Raw genomic sequence first — 17,337 nt, 5'->3', positions numbered from 1 at the left:
GGTCGTTTTATCGCTCACTGTCAAATTTTTCCAGGGCCCAAAGCCTCGGCCGGCGTTTTTCAAAGGCTGCCGCTGCCTCAAAGCCGCAGCTTTTCAGCAGGGCGGCCGCCTCAGCCAGCCCGTCTCCCACCCGTCCGGCGCTGTGGGCGTCGGAACCAAGGGTAACGATCTGCCCGCCCAATTCTCTGAAGCGCGCCACGATCCAGGGATTGGGCATAAACTGCCGGCAGTTTTTATACAGGCTGGAGGTGTTAACCTCAATGCCCCGGCCACGGCGGATCACAGCCTTTAAGACCGCGTCGATCTGATGGGTGTAGGCGTCGAGCCGGTAAATTCCCTGCTCGTCCCAGGCATAGCGGTTGATGAGGTCGAGATGCCCCAGTACATCGTAGTCGCCCTCCTCAGCCAGACCAAGCACCTCGTCATAGTAAGCGTCAAAGGCGTAGTCCACACCCCGCTCCCTGATGGTCTGGCGGATGGTGATATCCCCGATATTATGGACCGAACCGATGATAAAATCATAATCGGCCTGGGCCAGAAAATCCTCCAGAACCGCCCTCCGGTACTGCCCCTCTCCGATCTCAAGGCCGAAGCGCACAGCCGGCCCCTCCCCGGCGCTGTCCCTGAGGTACTCCTCATAAGCCTTGCGGTAGGGGTAAAGGCCGTAGCTCTTATCCTCTGGGTTGACGCTAAAATGGTCTGTGATGCACACCTCAGTAAGCCCCCTGGCGGCAGCCATCTTACGGATGGCCCCGATGGTCTCCTCCGAGTCAAAGGAAAAACGGGTGTGAACATGGTAATCGGCAAGATAAAAAGGCATAAACGCTCCTCCTCAGATGGTGATCGTCATCTCTTCCAGATGAAACTGAAAGCTGGCCGCCTCCAGGTTCTGCAGCGCGCTGATACAGATATCCTCAGCCGCCTCCCGGCTGCCAATCACCATGACATTGTCCAGATTAGCGTGGAACAGGGCGTTGCGGTAGCTCCCAAAGTTCTCAAAAATGGACTGGAGCATCTCGCCCTTCATGGAGTCGTTGATCATCTGCAGATACTGGTGCTTCTGGCGTCCGACGGATTTAAAAATTTTGCCCACCGGCTGGTTGGCCAGGTCGATGCCGCTCAGGTCTGCCAGGTATTTGAGGTACAGCTCAACGCCGCGGTACACCGAAAAGACCATGGGGCTGTAGTCGGTCAGCTCAATGCTGGCGTCGTTCAGGAGCACAAAGGACGGGGAAATCAGGTTGATGAACTGGTCCGCCTGATCCTTTAAGATGCGGATGGTGTAAGGGATCTTTTTCCGGATCACCTCGTTGATGGATTCCTTCTCTACCCGGCGGTCGCCGGTGTTGTTCTCAAAAATATCCTCCAGCCTTATGATGCAGTCCCGCAGCAGTCCGGTGCTCAGGCCCTTCATCTCACACACGCCGGTATTGTTGTTGCGCGAAAAGAACACGGACTGCCCCTCGGAAACCAGCTTAAAGCCGTTTTCCATGGTCTCGTTGGCTGCGCCGTCCAGCCAGCTGTTCCGGCAGATATAATCCCAGGTGGCGGTTTTCATGGGGAAGCGCAGCTCAAAGGATAAGGGCTCGGGAGATTCGGCCTTGACGCAGTCGATGGCTTCCACCAGGTAGCTGTTGATGTTGCTGGTCAGGGTGACCGCCTGCTTTCGCTGTCCGGGCCCTCTGTTCTCGGTTTTAAGGCTCACGCTGTTGTTGCTCTTGTCCGTGATATCCTTAACGCGCTTCACCCCGCTCACACTCAGCTTTTCGGCCACCACCACAATCCGGTTGACCCTGAAGCTGATATCCTGCACGGTCCAGTGTGGCTCACTTTTTTCAAGCCTCAGAGGCTCCTCGGCCACCGGCAGAGCGGTGAGCGAAGCCGCGACCGCCGGCTGTTTTTTCTTTTCCCACTTGTGGTTTTCGGTTTTCACCGCCGCCTTTTTAGCCGCCTCTTTTTTGGGGGCTTCCTTAGCCGTTTCCTTTTTGGCCGCCTCCTTTTTAGCAGTGCCGCTCTCAATGGGGTCCCCCCACTGGCGGTCAAACAAAGGCGCCAGATCGGTATCGAACAGATCGTTGCTGGCGTAGACAGTGGCAATGCGCTTTTTGTTAAAATAAGAGATGGTGAACTTGCGCTTGTTCACATAAAAAACCCGGTGATATTTTTTATTATACTTGGGGTTATTGGTAAAATCCGGCCGTTTCATCAAGGTCTCAATCAGCTCCTCATAGCCCTTCTCACTCATGGAGAAGGAGTAGGTACAGGATATGCGGTGCGCAGAAACAGACAGCACCTCCAGATCCCGGTCGATGGCCTGTGAAGGGGCCCCGGAGATAAAGCAGTTGTTCTTTCCCGCTGCCTTGGTAAATTTAACCTTGGAGGCCAGCACCATATTATCCGGTATGTCGTACGCCGCAATGGTGAGGTTTTCCAAAGCTTTCAGATCACAAAGTTTTACTTTCATATATACCCTCCTTTTCTCTGTTGTTATTGATACGTATTTTTCTCTTTATTAATCATATCACAGAGGGGGGTGAATGTATATTAAATTCCACACGACACAAAAAGATCGGCGCAAAATTGCGCCGATCTTGGCGTGTCGACAAAGCTGTTCATGAGATGCAAAGCTAAAGTTTAAAGCCATTTGAGTTGATAGTGGATGGTTGATAGTGGATAGTTGCAGTACGCTTTCGCCCGTGGCTCAAGCGACCAAGATTGCGGTCGCAGACCGCGTCTGATCAAATCTGCCGACGGCAGATTTGCTCCTGAACTTTCAACTTTCAACTTTTCCACCTTCCACCTTCAACCTTCAACCTTCCACTAAACCATCCTCCTCTTACCCCACTGCCGTTTCATAATAAATCTTTGTTTACGCCCCCGCCATGGTTCCCTTTAACTGACGGTAGATTTCCACATATTTTTCAAAGATGCCTTCATACACGGCGTGGGTTTGGGGGTTTGGCTCCACGACGTAGGCTTCCTTGACCATGCCGCGGGTGGCTTCCTCGAAATTCGTGTAGGCCTTAGAGCCTACAGAGGCCACAATGGCGCAGCCCAGGGCGCTGGCCCCCGCGTCCTCAGTCACCACGATGGGCTTTCCGGTCACATCCGAGATGATCTGCATCCACACCTTATCCTTGGTCACGCCGCCGCAGCCCACAATGGTATTGACTGGGCTGCCGTTTTTCTCAAAGCTGTCGATGATGTTCTTGGTGCCAAAGGCTACGGATTCCAGCAAAGCTCTGTAAATATGTGCTTTGGTATGGCTGAGGGTCAGTCCGTAGATCACCCCCTTGGCGTTGGCGTCCTTGTAGGGGGTGCGGTTTCCCTGGAAAAAGTCCAGAGCCACCAGCCCGTCGGCTCCGGGGGCGATGCCCTCGATCTGCTCATTCATATAGGCATAGGGGTTGTCCAGCTTGTCCACGCCAAACTCACGCATATACCATTTTACAATGGAGCCGGCCGAGGTCTGTCCCCCCTCCAAAAGCCACGCGTCCGGGATAATGGGCGCGTCGTAAGGCCCCCAGAGGCCGTCCAGCTGGAGCTTCTGCTCTGAGAAGCAGAGCTGCACAAAACTGGTGCCCATGATCATGGCCATTTTACCGGCCCGGTCTACCCCCAGGCCCAGCATGCCGATGTGGGCGTCGATGCCCCCCTGCACCACCAGCATTTCCGGGTTCAAATCGTATTTTTCCGCAAAATCCTTATTGATGGTTCCCAGCACATCGCCCACACGGGTCACGTCAAGAATCATCTTATCCTTATAATCCTCAAGGCCCACCTGGCAGAAAAAGTCGTCGGACCAGCCGCCCTCGCAGGCCACATAATGAGCCTTACAGGCTGCCTGGCAGACCGAGTTGGTAAATTTGCCGCAGAGCTTATGGTTGATATAATCCAGCTGCTCGATGATTTTATAGCACTTCTTATAAACCTCCGGCTGATTGTTTTTGATCCAGAGCATTTTGGGAACCGTCCACTCCACAGAGTCTTCGCCGCCGCAGTAGTCAAGGATGGGATGATGGGTGGCGTTGACAAGCTCAGTCTCCTTAACCGCCCGGTTGTCCATCCACATGATGGCATTAGTCAGGGCCTCGCAGTTTTCATCCACCGGGATAATGGTGGGTGAGGTGGCACACACGCTGATGGCAGATATGCTGTAGCGCAGGCCGATGGACAGCTTGTCGGTCACGTTCGCCACCGCGGTGTTCAGACAGCGCCACCAGTCCGCAGGCCGCTGCTCCGCCCAGCCCGCCTGAGGATACAGTGTCTCATAGGCCTGCTCGTCCGATACCACCACGTTGCCGCTCATATCGGCCACCACCACACGCACACTCTGCGTACCCAAATCAATACCCATAAAATAGTTTGCTTGCTTCATGTTAATTTCCCCCTTAGAAATTTGAAATTTATTTTCGGATTGTCGAAAAACCTGAGAGACGAAGCTTTTTACCTAAGGAAGAAAAAAGCGTCCTGCGGGCACTGCCCTCACACGAATATTTTCTTCACTAAAGTGGATGCCTGATCTCACCAGTGTCCGGCTCTTCCAATTATTTGGCACGATTCCTGGCCGTTTACCTCAGCGCCTGGACCTTTTTTCTTATCTGGATAAAAGGCGCAGTCTCGGTCTATGCCACTTTTTTGACACGCTGATTTATTTTTTCAAGTCCTCTGAATTTTCGTCAATCTCAAGAACCTTTCTCGCCAGCGGCTCGTCAAGATAGAGCACGTCGGCATAACCACCCCGCAGCGCGCCCAGAACCGCCTCGGCCTTTTCAAGCCCCACGGCCACCATCAGCTTATTGGGAATCCGCCTGATATTCTCAAGGGAGGTTCCCACCACCCGGCCGTCCAGGTTTTCATCCGCCACGTTGCCATCAATGTCAATATAATGTGAGCACACATCGCCCACCGCGCCCTTAGCCTTAAAGCCCATGTACTCCCGCGGGCTGAAACAGCCCAGCTCATAGAGCACCGAGTGCTCGGTAATGTTGCCCACTGAAAAGACCGCGGTCCGGCAGCGCTCTGCCAGCTGGAGCACCGAGCTGATCTGGGAATCCCCCATGATCACCTCCGCGATGCGCGGGGTGTCCACAATGGCCGGCGCGGGCAGCAGATAGCCGTCGCCGCCGATGGCGTTCTTAAAGGCCTTGACAATATCCGTTGCGCCCGACTCATACAGAGCTCTTGAGGCGCCGCCGTTGAGCTGGATGGTCAGGGTATTGCTTCTGCTCATTTTGGGCAGATGCCTGATCAGGACATTTAAGGTGCGTCCCCAGGCCACGCCCACCACGCTGTCGTCCTCGATGTACTTGGGCAGGTCTGCCGCCATGGCGCTGCAGACATCCTGTACCAGCACCTCCCGGTTTTCCACAACATCCGCCGCGATCACTACCTTGCGGATTCCGAAGCGGTTTGTAAATTCAGCCTCCAGATCGGCCAGCGCGTAATGGGGCTGGCGGATCCGCACCTCCACAAACCCTTCGTCCATGGCGTTCTTTAACAGACGGCTGACCGTGGATTTTGAAATGTTTTCCTTGGCGCCGATATCCTGCTGGCTCATCTTGAGCTCATAGTACATTTTAGCGACGCGAAGAATCTGATTAACTTTGCTCTGTTCCATAATGCAGTCTTCCCTTCTTGGTGGTAGAGAAATTTTTCAATATCTGAGATTATTTTCATTGTAATGGTTCTTCAATACTTTGTCAAGCTTATTTTCCTGAAAAACACGATACAAATTACATGAATGAGATTATTTTCATTATTTGAAATATTTCTCAAATTTTGCTTGACAATTCAAAAAAACAGGCGTATTCTATAGTCAGCAATCAAATATCACGAGAAACAAAAGAACCAAAGGAGATTTAAACTATGAGCATTCTTACCTATGTCGGAGCAGGCCAGATGGCGTCTGCATTAACCTACCCTGTGATCGAAAACGGACATGAAGTACGGTTGGTGGGCACCCCCCTTGACCGAGAAGTCATCGACGAGCTTCGCAAATCAAACTTCCATATTAATTTAAAGAGAACCCTGCCGGACACCGTTAAATATTATCAGGCAGAGGAAGTGGAAGAAGCCCTTAAAGGCGCGGATGTCGTATTATGCGGCGTCAGCAGCTTCGGCGTAGACTGGTTCGCGGAAAATATCCTCCCCATCATCCCGGACGATGTCCCCATGATCGCGGTGACAAAGGGGATGATCGACCAGGAGGACGGCTCCATGATCACCTATCCCCACTACTGGGAATCCCGGCTTCCCGAGGGCAAAAAGCTTTCCATCAACGGCATCGGCGGCCCCTGCACCAGCTACGAGCTGGCCGATAAGGACAACTCCGCGGTGGCCTTCTGCGGCCGCGACATCGAAATCCTGCGCAAAATCAAGGCCATGTTCACAGCGCCCTACTACCATGTAAGCCTCTCAACCGATGTGATCGGCGTCGAATGCGCCGTCGCCCTCAAAAACGCTTATGCTCTGGGCGTGTCCCTGGCTGTCGGCATCGCAGAAAAAAATGAAGGCATCGGCGTCCAGCATTACAACTCCCAGGCGGCTCTGTTTGGCCAGAGCGTGAAAGAGATGAAACAGCTTCTCCAGTTAGTCGGCGGCGGTGAAGAAAATATTATCTACGGCGCGGGCGACCTCTATGTCACCATCTTTGGCGGCAGAACCCGCAAAATCGGCACCCTTCTTGGCCGCGGCATGTCCTTCGACGACGCCATGCAGGAGCTGGCAGGCGTCACACTGGAATCCATTGTCATCGCTACCCGCACCGCCAAGGCTGTCCGCAGACTGGCCGAAAACGGCAAGGTCGATCTGGCAGACTTCCCGCTGCTCATGCATGTGGATGACATCATTAACAATGGCGCTCAGGTAGATATCCCCTGGAAGGCCTTTGAAACCGAAAAATTCTAAATAACCCCCAAAAAGATCGGCGCAAAATTGTGCCGATCTTTTTTTGGGCTGAACAAAGTTGCTCATAAGCTGCAAAGAGAAAGCTTGAAGCAGCTCGAGTTGATAATGGATAGTGGATCGTTACAGTACGCTCTCGCGCTGGCTCAAGCGATTAAAATTGCGGCCTCCGGCCGCATCGCATCAAATCTGCCAGCGGCAGATTTGCACCTGAACTTTCCACTATCCACTTTCAACTTTCAACTTAAAAAACCTCTTTTTAAGACTTTAACTTCTGCCGTTACGTTTTTTGACAGCCTGAGATCGGCACAGTTTTGCGCCGATCTTTTTTTGTGCTATAATATCCCCGTAATCAATCCACAGACAAAAAGGAAGTGACTTGAATTGGCAAAAAAAGATAAAAACAAAACCAATGTGATGCGCATTTTAGATAAGGCGAAGCTCCCCTACACCCCGCACGAATACGAGCACGGGGACGGCGCTGTGGACGGCGTTACCGTCGCGGCCCGTCTGGGGCAAAACGTGGAGGAGGTCTTTAAGACCCTGGTGTGCCACGGCCACTCCGGCGATTACTGCGTCTTTGTGATTCCGGTGGCCGAGGAGCTGGATTTAAAAAAAGCCGCCCGGGCCGCAGGTGAAAAATCCGTCGAGATGATCCATGTCAAGGATATCAACGCTGTCACTGGGTATGTGCGCGGCGGATGCTCCCCCATCGGCATGAAAAAGGCCTTCAAAACCGTCTTTCATGAAAGCTGCCAGAGCATTCAGCACATCATCGTCTCCGCTGGAAAGATCGGTTATCAGATCGAGATGACGCCCGAAACCCTCGTCGCCTTTGTGCGCGGCAGTGTGGCCGACATTATAAAATAACCCCCGGCAAAGAAAGGAACCGCCCATGAGCCCCTATCATATTCTTATTGTAGAAGACGACCCGGACATTAACAGCCTGCTGGAAAAGCTGCTGACCAGAGCCGGCTATCACGCGCGCCCCGCCTTTTCAGGCAGTGAGGGAAAAATGTGCCTTGAGCAGTACCAGTATGATCTGGTGCTCCTCGACCTCATGCTCCCCGGCGTTACCGGAGAGGAGCTGGTCGCCCAGATCCGCAGATCCAGTACCGTTCCCATTATCATCATCTCCGCCAAAGCCTCCGTGGCCGACCGTATCGACCTCTTAAAGCTGGGCGCAGATGATTTTATCTGCAAGCCCTTTGACGTGGGCGAGGTGCTGGCCCGTGTCGAGGCCCAGCTCCGGCGCGCCGTAGCCTTTTCAGAGGCCGGCCGCAGCCCAGACCTCCTGACAAATGGCGATCTCGTCCTGGACGCGGAAAGCATGGAGGTGCGCCTGAAGAACCAGCCGGTTTCCCTGACCCTCCGGGAATTCAAAATCCTGCACCTGCTCATGTCCCACCCCAAAAAGGTCTTCACCCGCGAAAATCTCTTTACCCAGGTCTGGGAGGACGAATTTCTGGGCGAGGACAACACCGTCAATGTGCACATCAGCAATATCCGCAGCAAGCTCGCCAAAATCGACCCGGACACCAGCTATATCAAAACCGTGTGGGGCATCGGGTTTAAGCTGGAGGGGTAGATAAAGTGGAAAGTGGAAGGTGAAAGGTTCATGACCCCTTTGGCTGACGCCAAAGCGAATAAAAAGCGGCCTCCGGCCGCATCGCATCAAATCTGCCTGCGGCAGATTTGCACCTGAACTTTCCACTATCCACTTTCAACTTTCAACTCAAAAACCCTCTTTTTAAGGCTTTGTCTCTGTGTGTTAAAATTTTCTGACACGCCAAAGGCGGCCAAACTTCACGCTTTCTTAAGATTTGCTTGATACTCCCTTACAACTTCCACGCTATAATAAGGCCAACGAAAGGACAGGTGAACCATATGAAAACAACCGTACTTAAAACACGAAACCTGACTAAAAAATACCATCATGTCCCGGCTGTGGAGGGGATTTCTCTCTCTCTGAAAAAGGGGGATATCTATGGCCTCATAGGCAAAAACGGCGCGGGCAAGACCACGCTGATCCGTCTGATCACCTCGCTGGCTTTACCGGACATGGGCGAGATCGAGCTCTGGGGCGAAGCCTCGGCGAGCGGGCTGAACACCATGCGCCGCCGCATCGGCGCCATTGTTGAGGACGCCTGCTTCTATCCCTTTATGAGCGCCCGCGACAATCTGGAATACTACCGGATACAGCGCGGCATTGCCGGAAAAGAGTGCGTGGAGGAAGCCCTGGAGCTGGTTGGCCTCAGCGATACGGGAAAGAAGAAATTCCAAAAATTCTCGCTGGGGATGAAACAGCGCCTCGGCCTGGCCCTGGCCATCATGCACCGGCCCGACTTTCTGATTCTGGATGAACCTACCAATGGGCTGGACCCCATGGGCATTGTGGAAATCCGCAATGTTTTGCTCCGGCTTAACCAGGAGCGGGAGGTCACCATTCTGATTTCAAGCCACATTCTCTCTGAGCTTTCTACCCTGGCCACCCGCTACGGCTTTATCCATAAAGGACGCCTTGTCAACGAGATCACTGCCAGTGAGCTGGAAAGCCAGTGTCAGGAATATCTTGAGGTAGTCGCCGACAATACCGAAAGAGCTGCCATGGTTCTGGAAACCTGCCTGGACTGCCGAGCCTATGAGGTGCTCCCCAACGGCGTGCTGCGTGTTTACGGCTTTCTGGATCAGGCGCCGCTTCTGTCCCAGACCCTTTCGCAAAACGGCGTTGGTCTCTGCTCCCTGACCCCCAAAGGCACTAGCCTCGAGGACTATTTTATCTCAGTCATCGGAGGTGTGGAAAATGCTTAATTACATCAAGGCAGAATGCTTCAAGACCTTTAACCGGGTTTATACGCGCAACACACTGCTCATCTTCGCGCTGCTGGCAGCCCTGGTCAACGTCGTATTTTTTATGGCGTTCCGGAGTAACCCCGCAGATTCTCAGGAGCTTATCCGGACCAGCCTCTCCGTTATTGTCCCCATGCTTCTGATCATGGTATACATGGTGCTGATTATGATTGATATTGTGTTTTCTGAGGAGTACAAATACAAAACCTTTAAAAACACGCTGTCCTTTGGCTTCACGCGAACCCAGGTATATTTTGGAAAGCTCGCGGTCTCCATCATCGTGACCGCGGTCATATCTCTGATCACCCTGTTCGTTTATTTGGCCACCCTGTTTCTGCTGCTGGGTTTTCCTGAGGATATGAACCTGATCGGCCTGGTTTTTAACCGTATCGCCGCGGCCATTCCCCTGTATATCGGCGCGCTGTGCCTCTGCAACGCCTGCGCCTTCATCATCCCCAACAGCACAGCCTTCAGCTTTGTGTACATGGGCTTTTTGATTGTCCCCTATCTTCTGTTCTATGCCCTGACGCTGCTGAACCCGGCTTTTATGCCCCTGTTCAGCACCGCTCTGGTAACCCCCTTTTACACTGCCATCATGGGGCTGGATATCAGCGTTGCCAACATGGGCAATATGATGGCCGTCGGCTTTAAGGTGGAGAGCATTGACAGCATCGCAAACGCCGCCCTCCTCCCCGCCACCTCGGTGGCCTACTGCCTTATCCTCGGCCTGGCCTACGCGGTAATCGCCACCCTTATCGGCCTGGCGGTTTACAGACGCCGGGAAATACGTTAGCGTGCTTTTCCATACATTTTTGAAAGGAGTCAGAAACATGTTCCTGATACTCGTCTTTTTTATGGCCCTGTCGGCCGTTTTACTGGCTCTTTTGCTGCTTGAGCGCCAAAGCCTCAAAAGGCTCAGGGATGACCTGCGCACCATCAGCCGCTCCGGCAAAGACACGCCCAACAAACGCCTGACCCTGCCCGCGCCCGGGCGTCCCCTTGAGGCGCTGGTTCATGAAATCAATGCCCTGATGGACGAGAAGCAGGCCGTTCAGGTGGAATCCCTGCGGCGGGAAAAGGCGCTGCGGCAGCAGATCGCCAACATCTCCCATGACCTGAGAACGCCGCTGACGGCCATTCTTGGCTACACCCAGCTTTTAAAAGACCCTGCCCTGCCCGCTGAGGACCGGGCCGAGTACCTGGCAGTGGTGGAAAAACGCTCCCACACCCTGCAAACCCTGCTCACAGGCTTTTACGACCTCTCCCGCATGGAATCCGGCGAATACCCCCTGAGCCTCTCTCCGGTTGCGCTCCACCCCATTCTCTGCGAGCTGCTGGCCGCTTTCTATGAGGATTTTACGGAGAAGGGCGTTCATCTCGCGGTCGATCTTGAGGATAACCTGCCCGAGGTTGCCGCTGATGCCGGCGCGGTCACCCGCATTTTTACCAACCTGATTCAGAATGCCCTGAAGCACGGCGGCCAGCGCCTTGAAATCCGCCAGTACACTGAGGAAAATACCGTGGTCACCCTTTTCGCAAACGAGGCCGGCGGCCTGACCGAGGCGGATGTCGCCTCCATTTTCGACCGCTTTTTCACAGCCGACCGCATGCGCACCGGACAGAACACCGGCCTTGGACTGGCCATTGTCAAAAATCTGGCAGAGACCATGGGCCACCAGGTCTCCGCCAGTCTGGACGGATCACTTTTCAGCATCCACGTTTACTGGAAGCGCGCATAAAAAGATCGGCGCAATTTTGCGCCGATCTCAGACTGCAGACAAACTTTAACATCAAGAGACAGAGCGTTAAAAAGCAAGCTTTTGAAGTTAAAAGTGGATAGAGGAAAGTTCAGGTGCAAATCAGCCGTTGGCCGATTTGATTGAATGCGGCCTCCGGCCGCTGTTCCAGTCGTTTTTGCGTCAACAAAAACGTTCCATAACCTTCCACTTTCAACCTTCAATTTTCCACCCAAACGGCTTCAAGCTTTCTCTTTGCATCTCATGACCGACTTTGTCGACAAACTGAAGCACGACGCATTTTTGCGCCGTGCTTTTTTTATGGCCTGATCACAATATTTTCCGGCTCCTTCCCCTCTGCCACCAGGCGCAGATTCTTCCAGCTGTCCCGGTGCATCTTATGAAAAACATGATAGGTCGTGCCCGCCACATGGGGCGAGACGGCCAGCTTCTTTTCCCTGACTTCCTCAGGCAGCCTTAAAATCGGGTTGTTCAGCGTAAAAGGCTCTGGTGCGAGGGTATCAATCCCAGCACCAGCAATACTTCCATCAAGCAGAGCCTGAGCCACAGCATCCTGATCCATGATCTCGCCCCGGGCGGTGTTGATGAGAATGCCGGTTTTTTTCATCTTTTTTAAAAACTCAGAATCGATAAAGCCAGTGGTTTCCGGCGTTACCGGCAGATTAACACTCACGATATCCGAGGTTTCGAGCAGGGTGTCAAGCTCACAGTAGGTAACCTTCCGCTCAGCCTCCTCTTCCGCTTTCAGGCGGTGGCGGTTATAGTAGAGCATCCGGCATCCAAAGCCGTCCAGCCGTCTGGCCAGCTCCTTACCGATGGCGCCAAAGCCAACAATGCCCACCGTGCTGTCTCCCAGCTCCATGAGGCCGTCCAGTATAAACTGCTGCTTGGCATCTGCCTGCCCACCCTCATACACCATACGGGCGCCCTCCATAAACCTGCGCTGCAGCGCTAAAATCAACAGGATGATCTGCTCAGCGACAGCGCCACTGTTGGCGGAGGCGTTATTGCAGACATATACACCCTTTTCCCTGACAGCCTCCAGATCAATCCGGTTATAGCCCACGCCCTCAGACTGGATCAACTTCAGATTCGGCAGGCCCCGGATCAGGCCGCCGCTGACTGGCAGCACCGGGTCGGCAAAAATAAATGCCGCGTCACCGGCCTTTTCTAAGATTTCGGCGTCGGTCATCCCCTGGGCAAAAACGAGCTCCCAGTCCTCTGGAATCTGGCTGAAATCTGTGTATTTCTCAATCCGCGCTCTGGCGGCTAAAACAATGACTTTCATTTTATCGCTCCCTTTCTTTCCCCATTGTAACGGTTTCTGCCGGTATTTTCAAGGTGCGTTCCTTAGGTTTTTTAAGCCCCTGTTTAATCCTTTGGTTTTGGGTATATTTCTAAAAGAAGATGCACGCAGGGAAACCTGTAAATTCAAAGAAAAGAGGTTTAAGCCAATGTTTAGAGAAAAAGTCCGTGTGGTTCAATACGGCTGCGGCAAGATGGCCAAGGTCATCATCCGCTATTTATATGAAAAAGGCGCAGAAATTGTGGGCGCCATCGATGTTAACCCGGATGTTGTGGGAATGGATATCGGTGATTTTGCCGAACTTGGCGTAAAACTGGGCGTCACCATCAGCGATGATGCCGATGCGGTTTTAGACAATACCGACGCAAATGTCGCCATTGTGACCATGTTCAGCTTTATGGACGATATGGAGGAAGCCCTCGAAAAAGTAGCGAAGCGCGGTATCAATGCCATCACAACCTGTGAGGAAGCGATCTACCCCTGGAATACCTCCCCTGCCATCACCAACCGGCTCGATGTCATTGCCAAGGAAACCGGCTGTACCATTGCGGGCTCCGGCATGCAGGATATATTCTGGATTAACATGATCGGCGCCGTCGCAGGTGGTGTTGACCGTATCGACCGCATCGAGGGCGCTGTGAGCTATAATGTTGAAGATTACGGCCTGGCACTGGCCAAGGCCCACGGAGCCGGCCTTACCGCCGAAGAATTTGAAGAACAGATTGCCCATCCCAAAACACTTGAGCCCTCCTACGTCTGGAACTCCAACGAAGCGCTGTGCTCTAAAATGGGATGGACCATCAAGTCTCAGACTCAGAAAAACGTCCCCTTCTTCTCTGATGAGGATGTTTATTCCGAAACTCTGGGCGAAACCATTAAGCGCGGCAATGCCATAGGCATGAGCTCTGTGGTCACTACCGAGACCTTCCAGGGACCAGTGATCGAAACGCAGTGTATCGGCAAGGTTTACGGACCTAACGACGGTGATATGTGTGACTGGAAAATTTTCGGAGAACCGGATACCACCTTCTATGTGGAAAAACCAGCCACAGTAGAACACACCTGCGCCACAGTTGTCAACCGGATTCCGGCCCTGCTGAACGCGCCTGCCGGTTATGTTACCGTTGAAAAAATGAAACCCGTCGAATATATGACCTATCCGATCCAATATTATGTGGATGAATTTTTCTAAAAAACCACAAAAACGGCACCGCTTTTAGCGCGTGCCGTTTTTTATGCCCACTTTACAGCTTTCCAAAGTTTCTCAGAAACAGGGTGTTCATAATGGCCCAGTTGCTCTTCCACCAGTTTTCACTGAGGATAAAGGCATCGCCGTACTGCGCCATATTGTCGAACCAGGTCCAGGTAATCCCCCAGACACCGTCTTTGGGCTTAGTGTCCAGCAGATATTGCAGTTCTTTATCCACCATTTCTGCATTATCTTCATAGAAGATACTGGTGGGGCTGTTGATGTAGTTTGACGGGCGCACGCCGTACTGCTCCCAGATGGTTTCGTCCTCCCCAATGGCCTTTTTTATTTTTTTGCCCAGTGTCTGTACCAGGGCGCTGTAGTCATAGCCGCTAAGCTTAAGCTCTCTGACCGTGTCGATGAGCACTATATAGCCGCTCAGGCCCATTTCGCCGTAGCTTATATCCTGTGTCAGCATCTTCATAAAAGTGTGGGTGAATTTAAGAGCCTTCTGGTAAAGCAAAGACTCCGCAGCGCCGTATTTCAGGATAAAGGCTGAAAAGCTGGCCGTCAGGCCAAGATACTCCTTGCGGTTCATCTCCTCGCTGTAGTTCCACCATGGCGCGTGGGGATAGTCGTTATTGCTCTCCACTGTAAAGCGCCAGCCATAGTCTGCCAGGTCTTTCTCTGCATTCAGGTATTTCCATATTCCCTCATAAACCGGATGCTCCATGTCGTAAAAATCGATCATCCTTAAAAGCCCCAGCGCATGGTCTGTACTGGTGGGGGTAGAATTTGGATTCCAGTTGTCCGGCTCCACAGCGTGGCCAAAGCCGCCGTCCTCATTCTGGTAGGATAACAGCGCATCGGCAACGGCTTTTTTATCCCCGCCTTCAAAAAAATACTGCCACAGGCATAACTCCACATGCCGCGCGTTTCGGTACATCCATGTTTTAATTTCATTATAAAAAGTACTCTGCATCTCAAGTCTTTCCTTTCGCTTTTATATCTGTTATTATACCCATCTCAGATTCTGGCGGCTTGTAAAAAAGCGACATCCTTTGCGCTGCCAAGATTTCCCTGTGTCAATAAAAAAAGGACGCTGTCCGAAAACAGCGCCCATGCCTTATGTGGTATCAGATTACAGAAAGCGTACCTTCGAGCCATCCCTCGGCTTCGCTTCCGGCGCTTCATCCGGATAGCCCAGAGCCAGACCGATGATAAACTCATAGCCTTCAGGCGCGCCGATCTTTTTCATCATGGCCGCGCCGTCCTCGCTGGTCATATAGTCTAAAATCATGCCGATAATACAAGTGCCCACACCCATGGATTCCGCTGCCAGCGCCATGTTTTCAACCACAATGCCGCCGTCCACATAGCGCCATTTATTCGCGGTATCGCCCACAATAAAAGCAAAGGCCGGCGCGTGGTAATAAACTGAATAATTGTCCGCGGACAGATCATAGCGGCTGCCATGCTCGTTGGCGTAGGCCTTAAAGCCAGCGTTCATTTCCGTTAGCAGGTCCTTGTCCTGAACCATGATAATATCGCAGGACTGCTCGTTCCGTCCTGTTGGGGCCTGAAGGGCGGCCTCCATAATGGTTGCCAGCTCGCTCATTCCAACAGACTCCTGCTTGTATTTCCGGATACTCCGGCGGTTTAAAATACTGCTCATAGTCGGATTTGAGATCATCTGAATTGTTTCCATTGTTACCTCCATCATTTTATTATCCTATTGGGCTTCTTTTATTTCACCCTAACATTATTATATCACACCTGTAAAGTGGCGGCGCTTGTCAGGAAAGCACCGCTGCCGCCAGATTGCCGCAGAATGCGTAAAAAACCACCACTATCTCAGCAAAAATCGTCAAAAGTGTTACTGGTACGGCAAATCCTTTGGACCGCAGCGCATTTTCCACCCACACCAGACCCTTTGACAGAAAGTACATGAGTGGAATGAGCGCAGTGATCACATAGCGCCCCTGAGGCTGGTAATCCGACGAATAAGAATACCATATGCTCAAACCAATGGGCAGCAGAATCGCCAGTATCAGCGTGGCTGTCCATAAATGGCCGCGGGCGCCCTCTTCCTTCCGCGCTTTTTTAAACCACCACAGCAAAAAGCCGACGCCCCCTACACCAAAGATACCGGTCAGAACAACATAGGCAATCTTTGACATGGGAATACTCATAAAACCAAAGTTCCCCAAAAAGCTGATATAGGTCACAAAAACCCAGGGCGGGCTCACCTTATCCATATTTTGATAGGAGGTAAACAGCATTTGCAGAATCGAATAGCCTGAGCTCATGGGCGTTACGTGCTGCGAAGGCTTATAGGCCGGCTGGGCCAGCTGCTCTGCCAGCGCGGCGCTTGTCCGCATGCCTAAAAAATCGCCGTCGTGCAGCAGGGCGCTTCTCACAAACCACCAGCCTGCCAGCACAGCACAGATCCCAATAATGGCCAAACCCAGACCCAGAAACCTTTTGAGCGGCCATTTTTTACGGTTTATCAGGTAATCTCCTGCGTACAGAACCACACTGCACAGAATAAAACCGTAAGCGTTGTAATAGGACAAAAAACATAGTGAAAGCCCCACAGCCATCACCGCGCAGCTTTTTAAATCCCAGTGGCGTTTCATGCCCAATATCCACGAATAAAGGATCAGCGCTGTGGAAAACAACGCCAGCGTGTCATTATTCACATAGGAGGAAATAAAAACAAACTGCGGCAGAAGGCAGATAAGCGCCGCGAAAAGGTAAATGCCTTTTCCAACAAAGCACTTTCTTCCAATGGCCAGCACCAGCACCACTGTACCTGTGGCGATAAGCGTATTGGCAAAACGGGCCGCGAGGTAGAGCTGATCCTCAGCCATGCCGAAAAGCGCGCCCGCGTGCATAAACACCGCCGCGATCTGGTAGGCAAAAATTGGCTGATAAGCGTAAGACTGTCCCCAGAGGGGATTGACAATTTCCGGTTCATTGCCAAGTGGCAGTACGCCATTCTTAAAAATAAAATGGGCAATATCGTACCGCATATCCTCATCCGGCGCATTATTATAGGGAATCAGCTGCGACCAGGCAAAATAAAAAAAGAAGCAGAACAAAACAAAGAAAATTTCCCGCTGATAGGTTTTAAAAAAGGCTTTAGTCCACATCCTGTTCCTCCTTTGTGAATACCAGGCTGCACCAGAATGCCAGAAACGCCGCGGTCGCCAGTACAAGCGCGCCGTTCAGCACAAAATTTCCTGTTTTGAACAAAAAAGGCACCGCAATGTAGAGCAGCGTTAAAACCAGCAGTACTGTCAATATTTTTTTCATCCATTACCTCC

The 17,337-nt window shown here is 52.4% G+C and carries 16 protein-coding genes; 7 read left to right on the top strand and 9 right to left on the bottom strand.

What is annotated here, in order from left to right; genetic code table 11:
• Positions 1-7: 7 nt before the first annotated feature.
• The 4 genes from CPZ25_RS00520 to CPZ25_RS00505 all read right to left on the bottom strand — a co-directional run bounded on the left by CPZ25_RS00520 (position 8) and on the right by CPZ25_RS00505 (position 5,620).
• On the bottom strand, positions 8-820 hold the full coding sequence (locus CPZ25_RS00520) for a histidinol-phosphatase HisJ family protein (RefSeq protein ID WP_096919333.1): 813 nt from the start codon (positions 818-820) through the stop codon (positions 8-10).
• 12 nt (positions 821-832) lie between these two features.
• Complete coding sequence (locus tag CPZ25_RS00515) at positions 833-2,464, bottom strand: type II toxin-antitoxin system RnlA family toxin (RefSeq protein WP_096919332.1); 1,632 nt, start codon at positions 2,462-2,464, stop codon at positions 833-835.
• 405 nt (positions 2,465-2,869) lie between these two features.
• Positions 2,870-4,378 (bottom strand): FGGY-family carbohydrate kinase, encoded by a 1,509-nt coding sequence (locus tag CPZ25_RS00510; protein ID WP_096919331.1) that lies wholly within the window; start codon positions 4,376-4,378, stop codon positions 2,870-2,872.
• A 273-nt stretch (positions 4,379-4,651) separates the two neighbouring features.
• Complete coding sequence (locus CPZ25_RS00505) at positions 4,652-5,620, bottom strand: sugar-binding transcriptional regulator (protein ID WP_096919330.1); 969 nt, start codon at positions 5,618-5,620, stop codon at positions 4,652-4,654.
• 248 nt (positions 5,621-5,868) lie between these two features.
• Here CPZ25_RS00505 and CPZ25_RS00500 point away from each other — a divergent pair, with 248 nt between their 5' ends.
• The 6 genes from CPZ25_RS00500 to CPZ25_RS00475 all read left to right on the top strand — a co-directional run bounded on the left by CPZ25_RS00500 (position 5,869) and on the right by CPZ25_RS00475 (position 11,495).
• Positions 5,869-6,909 carry an NAD(P)H-dependent glycerol-3-phosphate dehydrogenase gene (locus tag CPZ25_RS00500; RefSeq protein WP_074616231.1) on the top strand — a complete coding sequence of 347 codons (1,041 nt, stop codon included), beginning with the start codon at positions 5,869-5,871 and terminating at the stop codon, positions 6,907-6,909.
• Between the two features lie 381 nt (positions 6,910-7,290).
• The gene (ybaK, locus tag CPZ25_RS00495; RefSeq protein ID WP_074616232.1) at positions 7,291-7,776 is read left to right on the top strand and encodes a Cys-tRNA(Pro) deacylase; all 486 of its coding nucleotides are present in this window, start codon (positions 7,291-7,293) and stop codon (positions 7,774-7,776) included.
• A 25-nt stretch (positions 7,777-7,801) separates the two neighbouring features.
• Entirely contained in the window at positions 7,802-8,494 is a 693-nt protein-coding gene (locus tag CPZ25_RS00490) for a response regulator transcription factor (RefSeq protein ID WP_096919328.1), read from the top strand.
• Positions 8,495-8,793: 299 nt separating this feature from the next.
• Positions 8,794-9,717, top strand: coding sequence for an ABC transporter ATP-binding protein (locus tag CPZ25_RS00485; RefSeq protein ID WP_096919327.1), 924 nt, complete (start codon positions 8,794-8,796; stop codon positions 9,715-9,717).
• Entirely contained in the window at positions 9,710-10,549 is an 840-nt protein-coding gene (locus CPZ25_RS00480; protein WP_074616235.1) for an ABC transporter permease, read from the top strand. The genes CPZ25_RS00485 and CPZ25_RS00480 overlap by 8 nt, the downstream gene beginning before the upstream one ends.
• Positions 10,550-10,586: 37 nt before the next feature.
• Positions 10,587-11,495 (top strand): sensor histidine kinase, encoded by a 909-nt coding sequence (locus tag CPZ25_RS00475; RefSeq protein WP_096919326.1) that lies wholly within the window; start codon positions 10,587-10,589, stop codon positions 11,493-11,495.
• A 316-nt stretch (positions 11,496-11,811) separates the two neighbouring features.
• On the opposite strand, the gene CPZ25_RS00470 is transcribed toward CPZ25_RS00475, so the two are convergent.
• The gene (locus tag CPZ25_RS00470) at positions 11,812-12,801 is read right to left on the bottom strand and encodes a 2-hydroxyacid dehydrogenase (protein WP_096919325.1); all 990 of its coding nucleotides are present in this window, start codon (positions 12,799-12,801) and stop codon (positions 11,812-11,814) included.
• Between the two features lie 166 nt (positions 12,802-12,967).
• Between CPZ25_RS00470 and CPZ25_RS00465 the strand changes: the two genes are divergently transcribed.
• Positions 12,968-14,011: an NAD(P)H-dependent amine dehydrogenase family protein gene (locus CPZ25_RS00465; protein ID WP_096919324.1), complete on the top strand. Its 1,044-nt coding sequence runs from the start codon at positions 12,968-12,970 to the stop codon at positions 14,009-14,011.
• A gap of 52 nt (positions 14,012-14,063) precedes the next feature.
• Here the strand turns inward: CPZ25_RS00465 and CPZ25_RS00460 are convergent, their stop codons facing one another.
• The 4 genes from CPZ25_RS00460 to CPZ25_RS20290 all read right to left on the bottom strand — a co-directional run bounded on the left by CPZ25_RS00460 (position 14,064) and on the right by CPZ25_RS20290 (position 17,326).
• Positions 14,064-14,990, bottom strand: coding sequence for a hypothetical protein (locus CPZ25_RS00460; protein WP_096919323.1), 927 nt, complete (start codon positions 14,988-14,990; stop codon positions 14,064-14,066).
• 159 nt (positions 14,991-15,149) lie between these two features.
• Positions 15,150-15,716, bottom strand: a complete 567-nt coding sequence (locus CPZ25_RS00455) for a nitroreductase family protein (RefSeq protein WP_074616239.1) — start codon at positions 15,714-15,716, stop codon at positions 15,150-15,152.
• An 88-nt stretch (positions 15,717-15,804) separates the two neighbouring features.
• Positions 15,805-17,163 (bottom strand): ArnT family glycosyltransferase, encoded by a 1,359-nt coding sequence (locus CPZ25_RS00450; protein WP_096919322.1) that lies wholly within the window; start codon positions 17,161-17,163, stop codon positions 15,805-15,807.
• Complete coding sequence (locus CPZ25_RS20290) at positions 17,153-17,326, bottom strand: hypothetical protein (RefSeq protein ID WP_158501359.1); 174 nt, start codon at positions 17,324-17,326, stop codon at positions 17,153-17,155. The genes CPZ25_RS00450 and CPZ25_RS20290 overlap by 11 nt, the downstream gene beginning before the upstream one ends.
• Positions 17,327-17,337 lie beyond the last annotated feature (11 nt).

Origin of the sequence: Eubacterium maltosivorans, assembly GCF_002441855.2 — a bacterium.
Taxonomy (GTDB): domain Bacteria; phylum Bacillota; class Clostridia; order Eubacteriales; family Eubacteriaceae; genus Eubacterium; species Eubacterium maltosivorans.
Note: the sequence above shows the minus strand (reverse complement) of the source record. Positions and strands in the feature narration are given on the sequence as shown.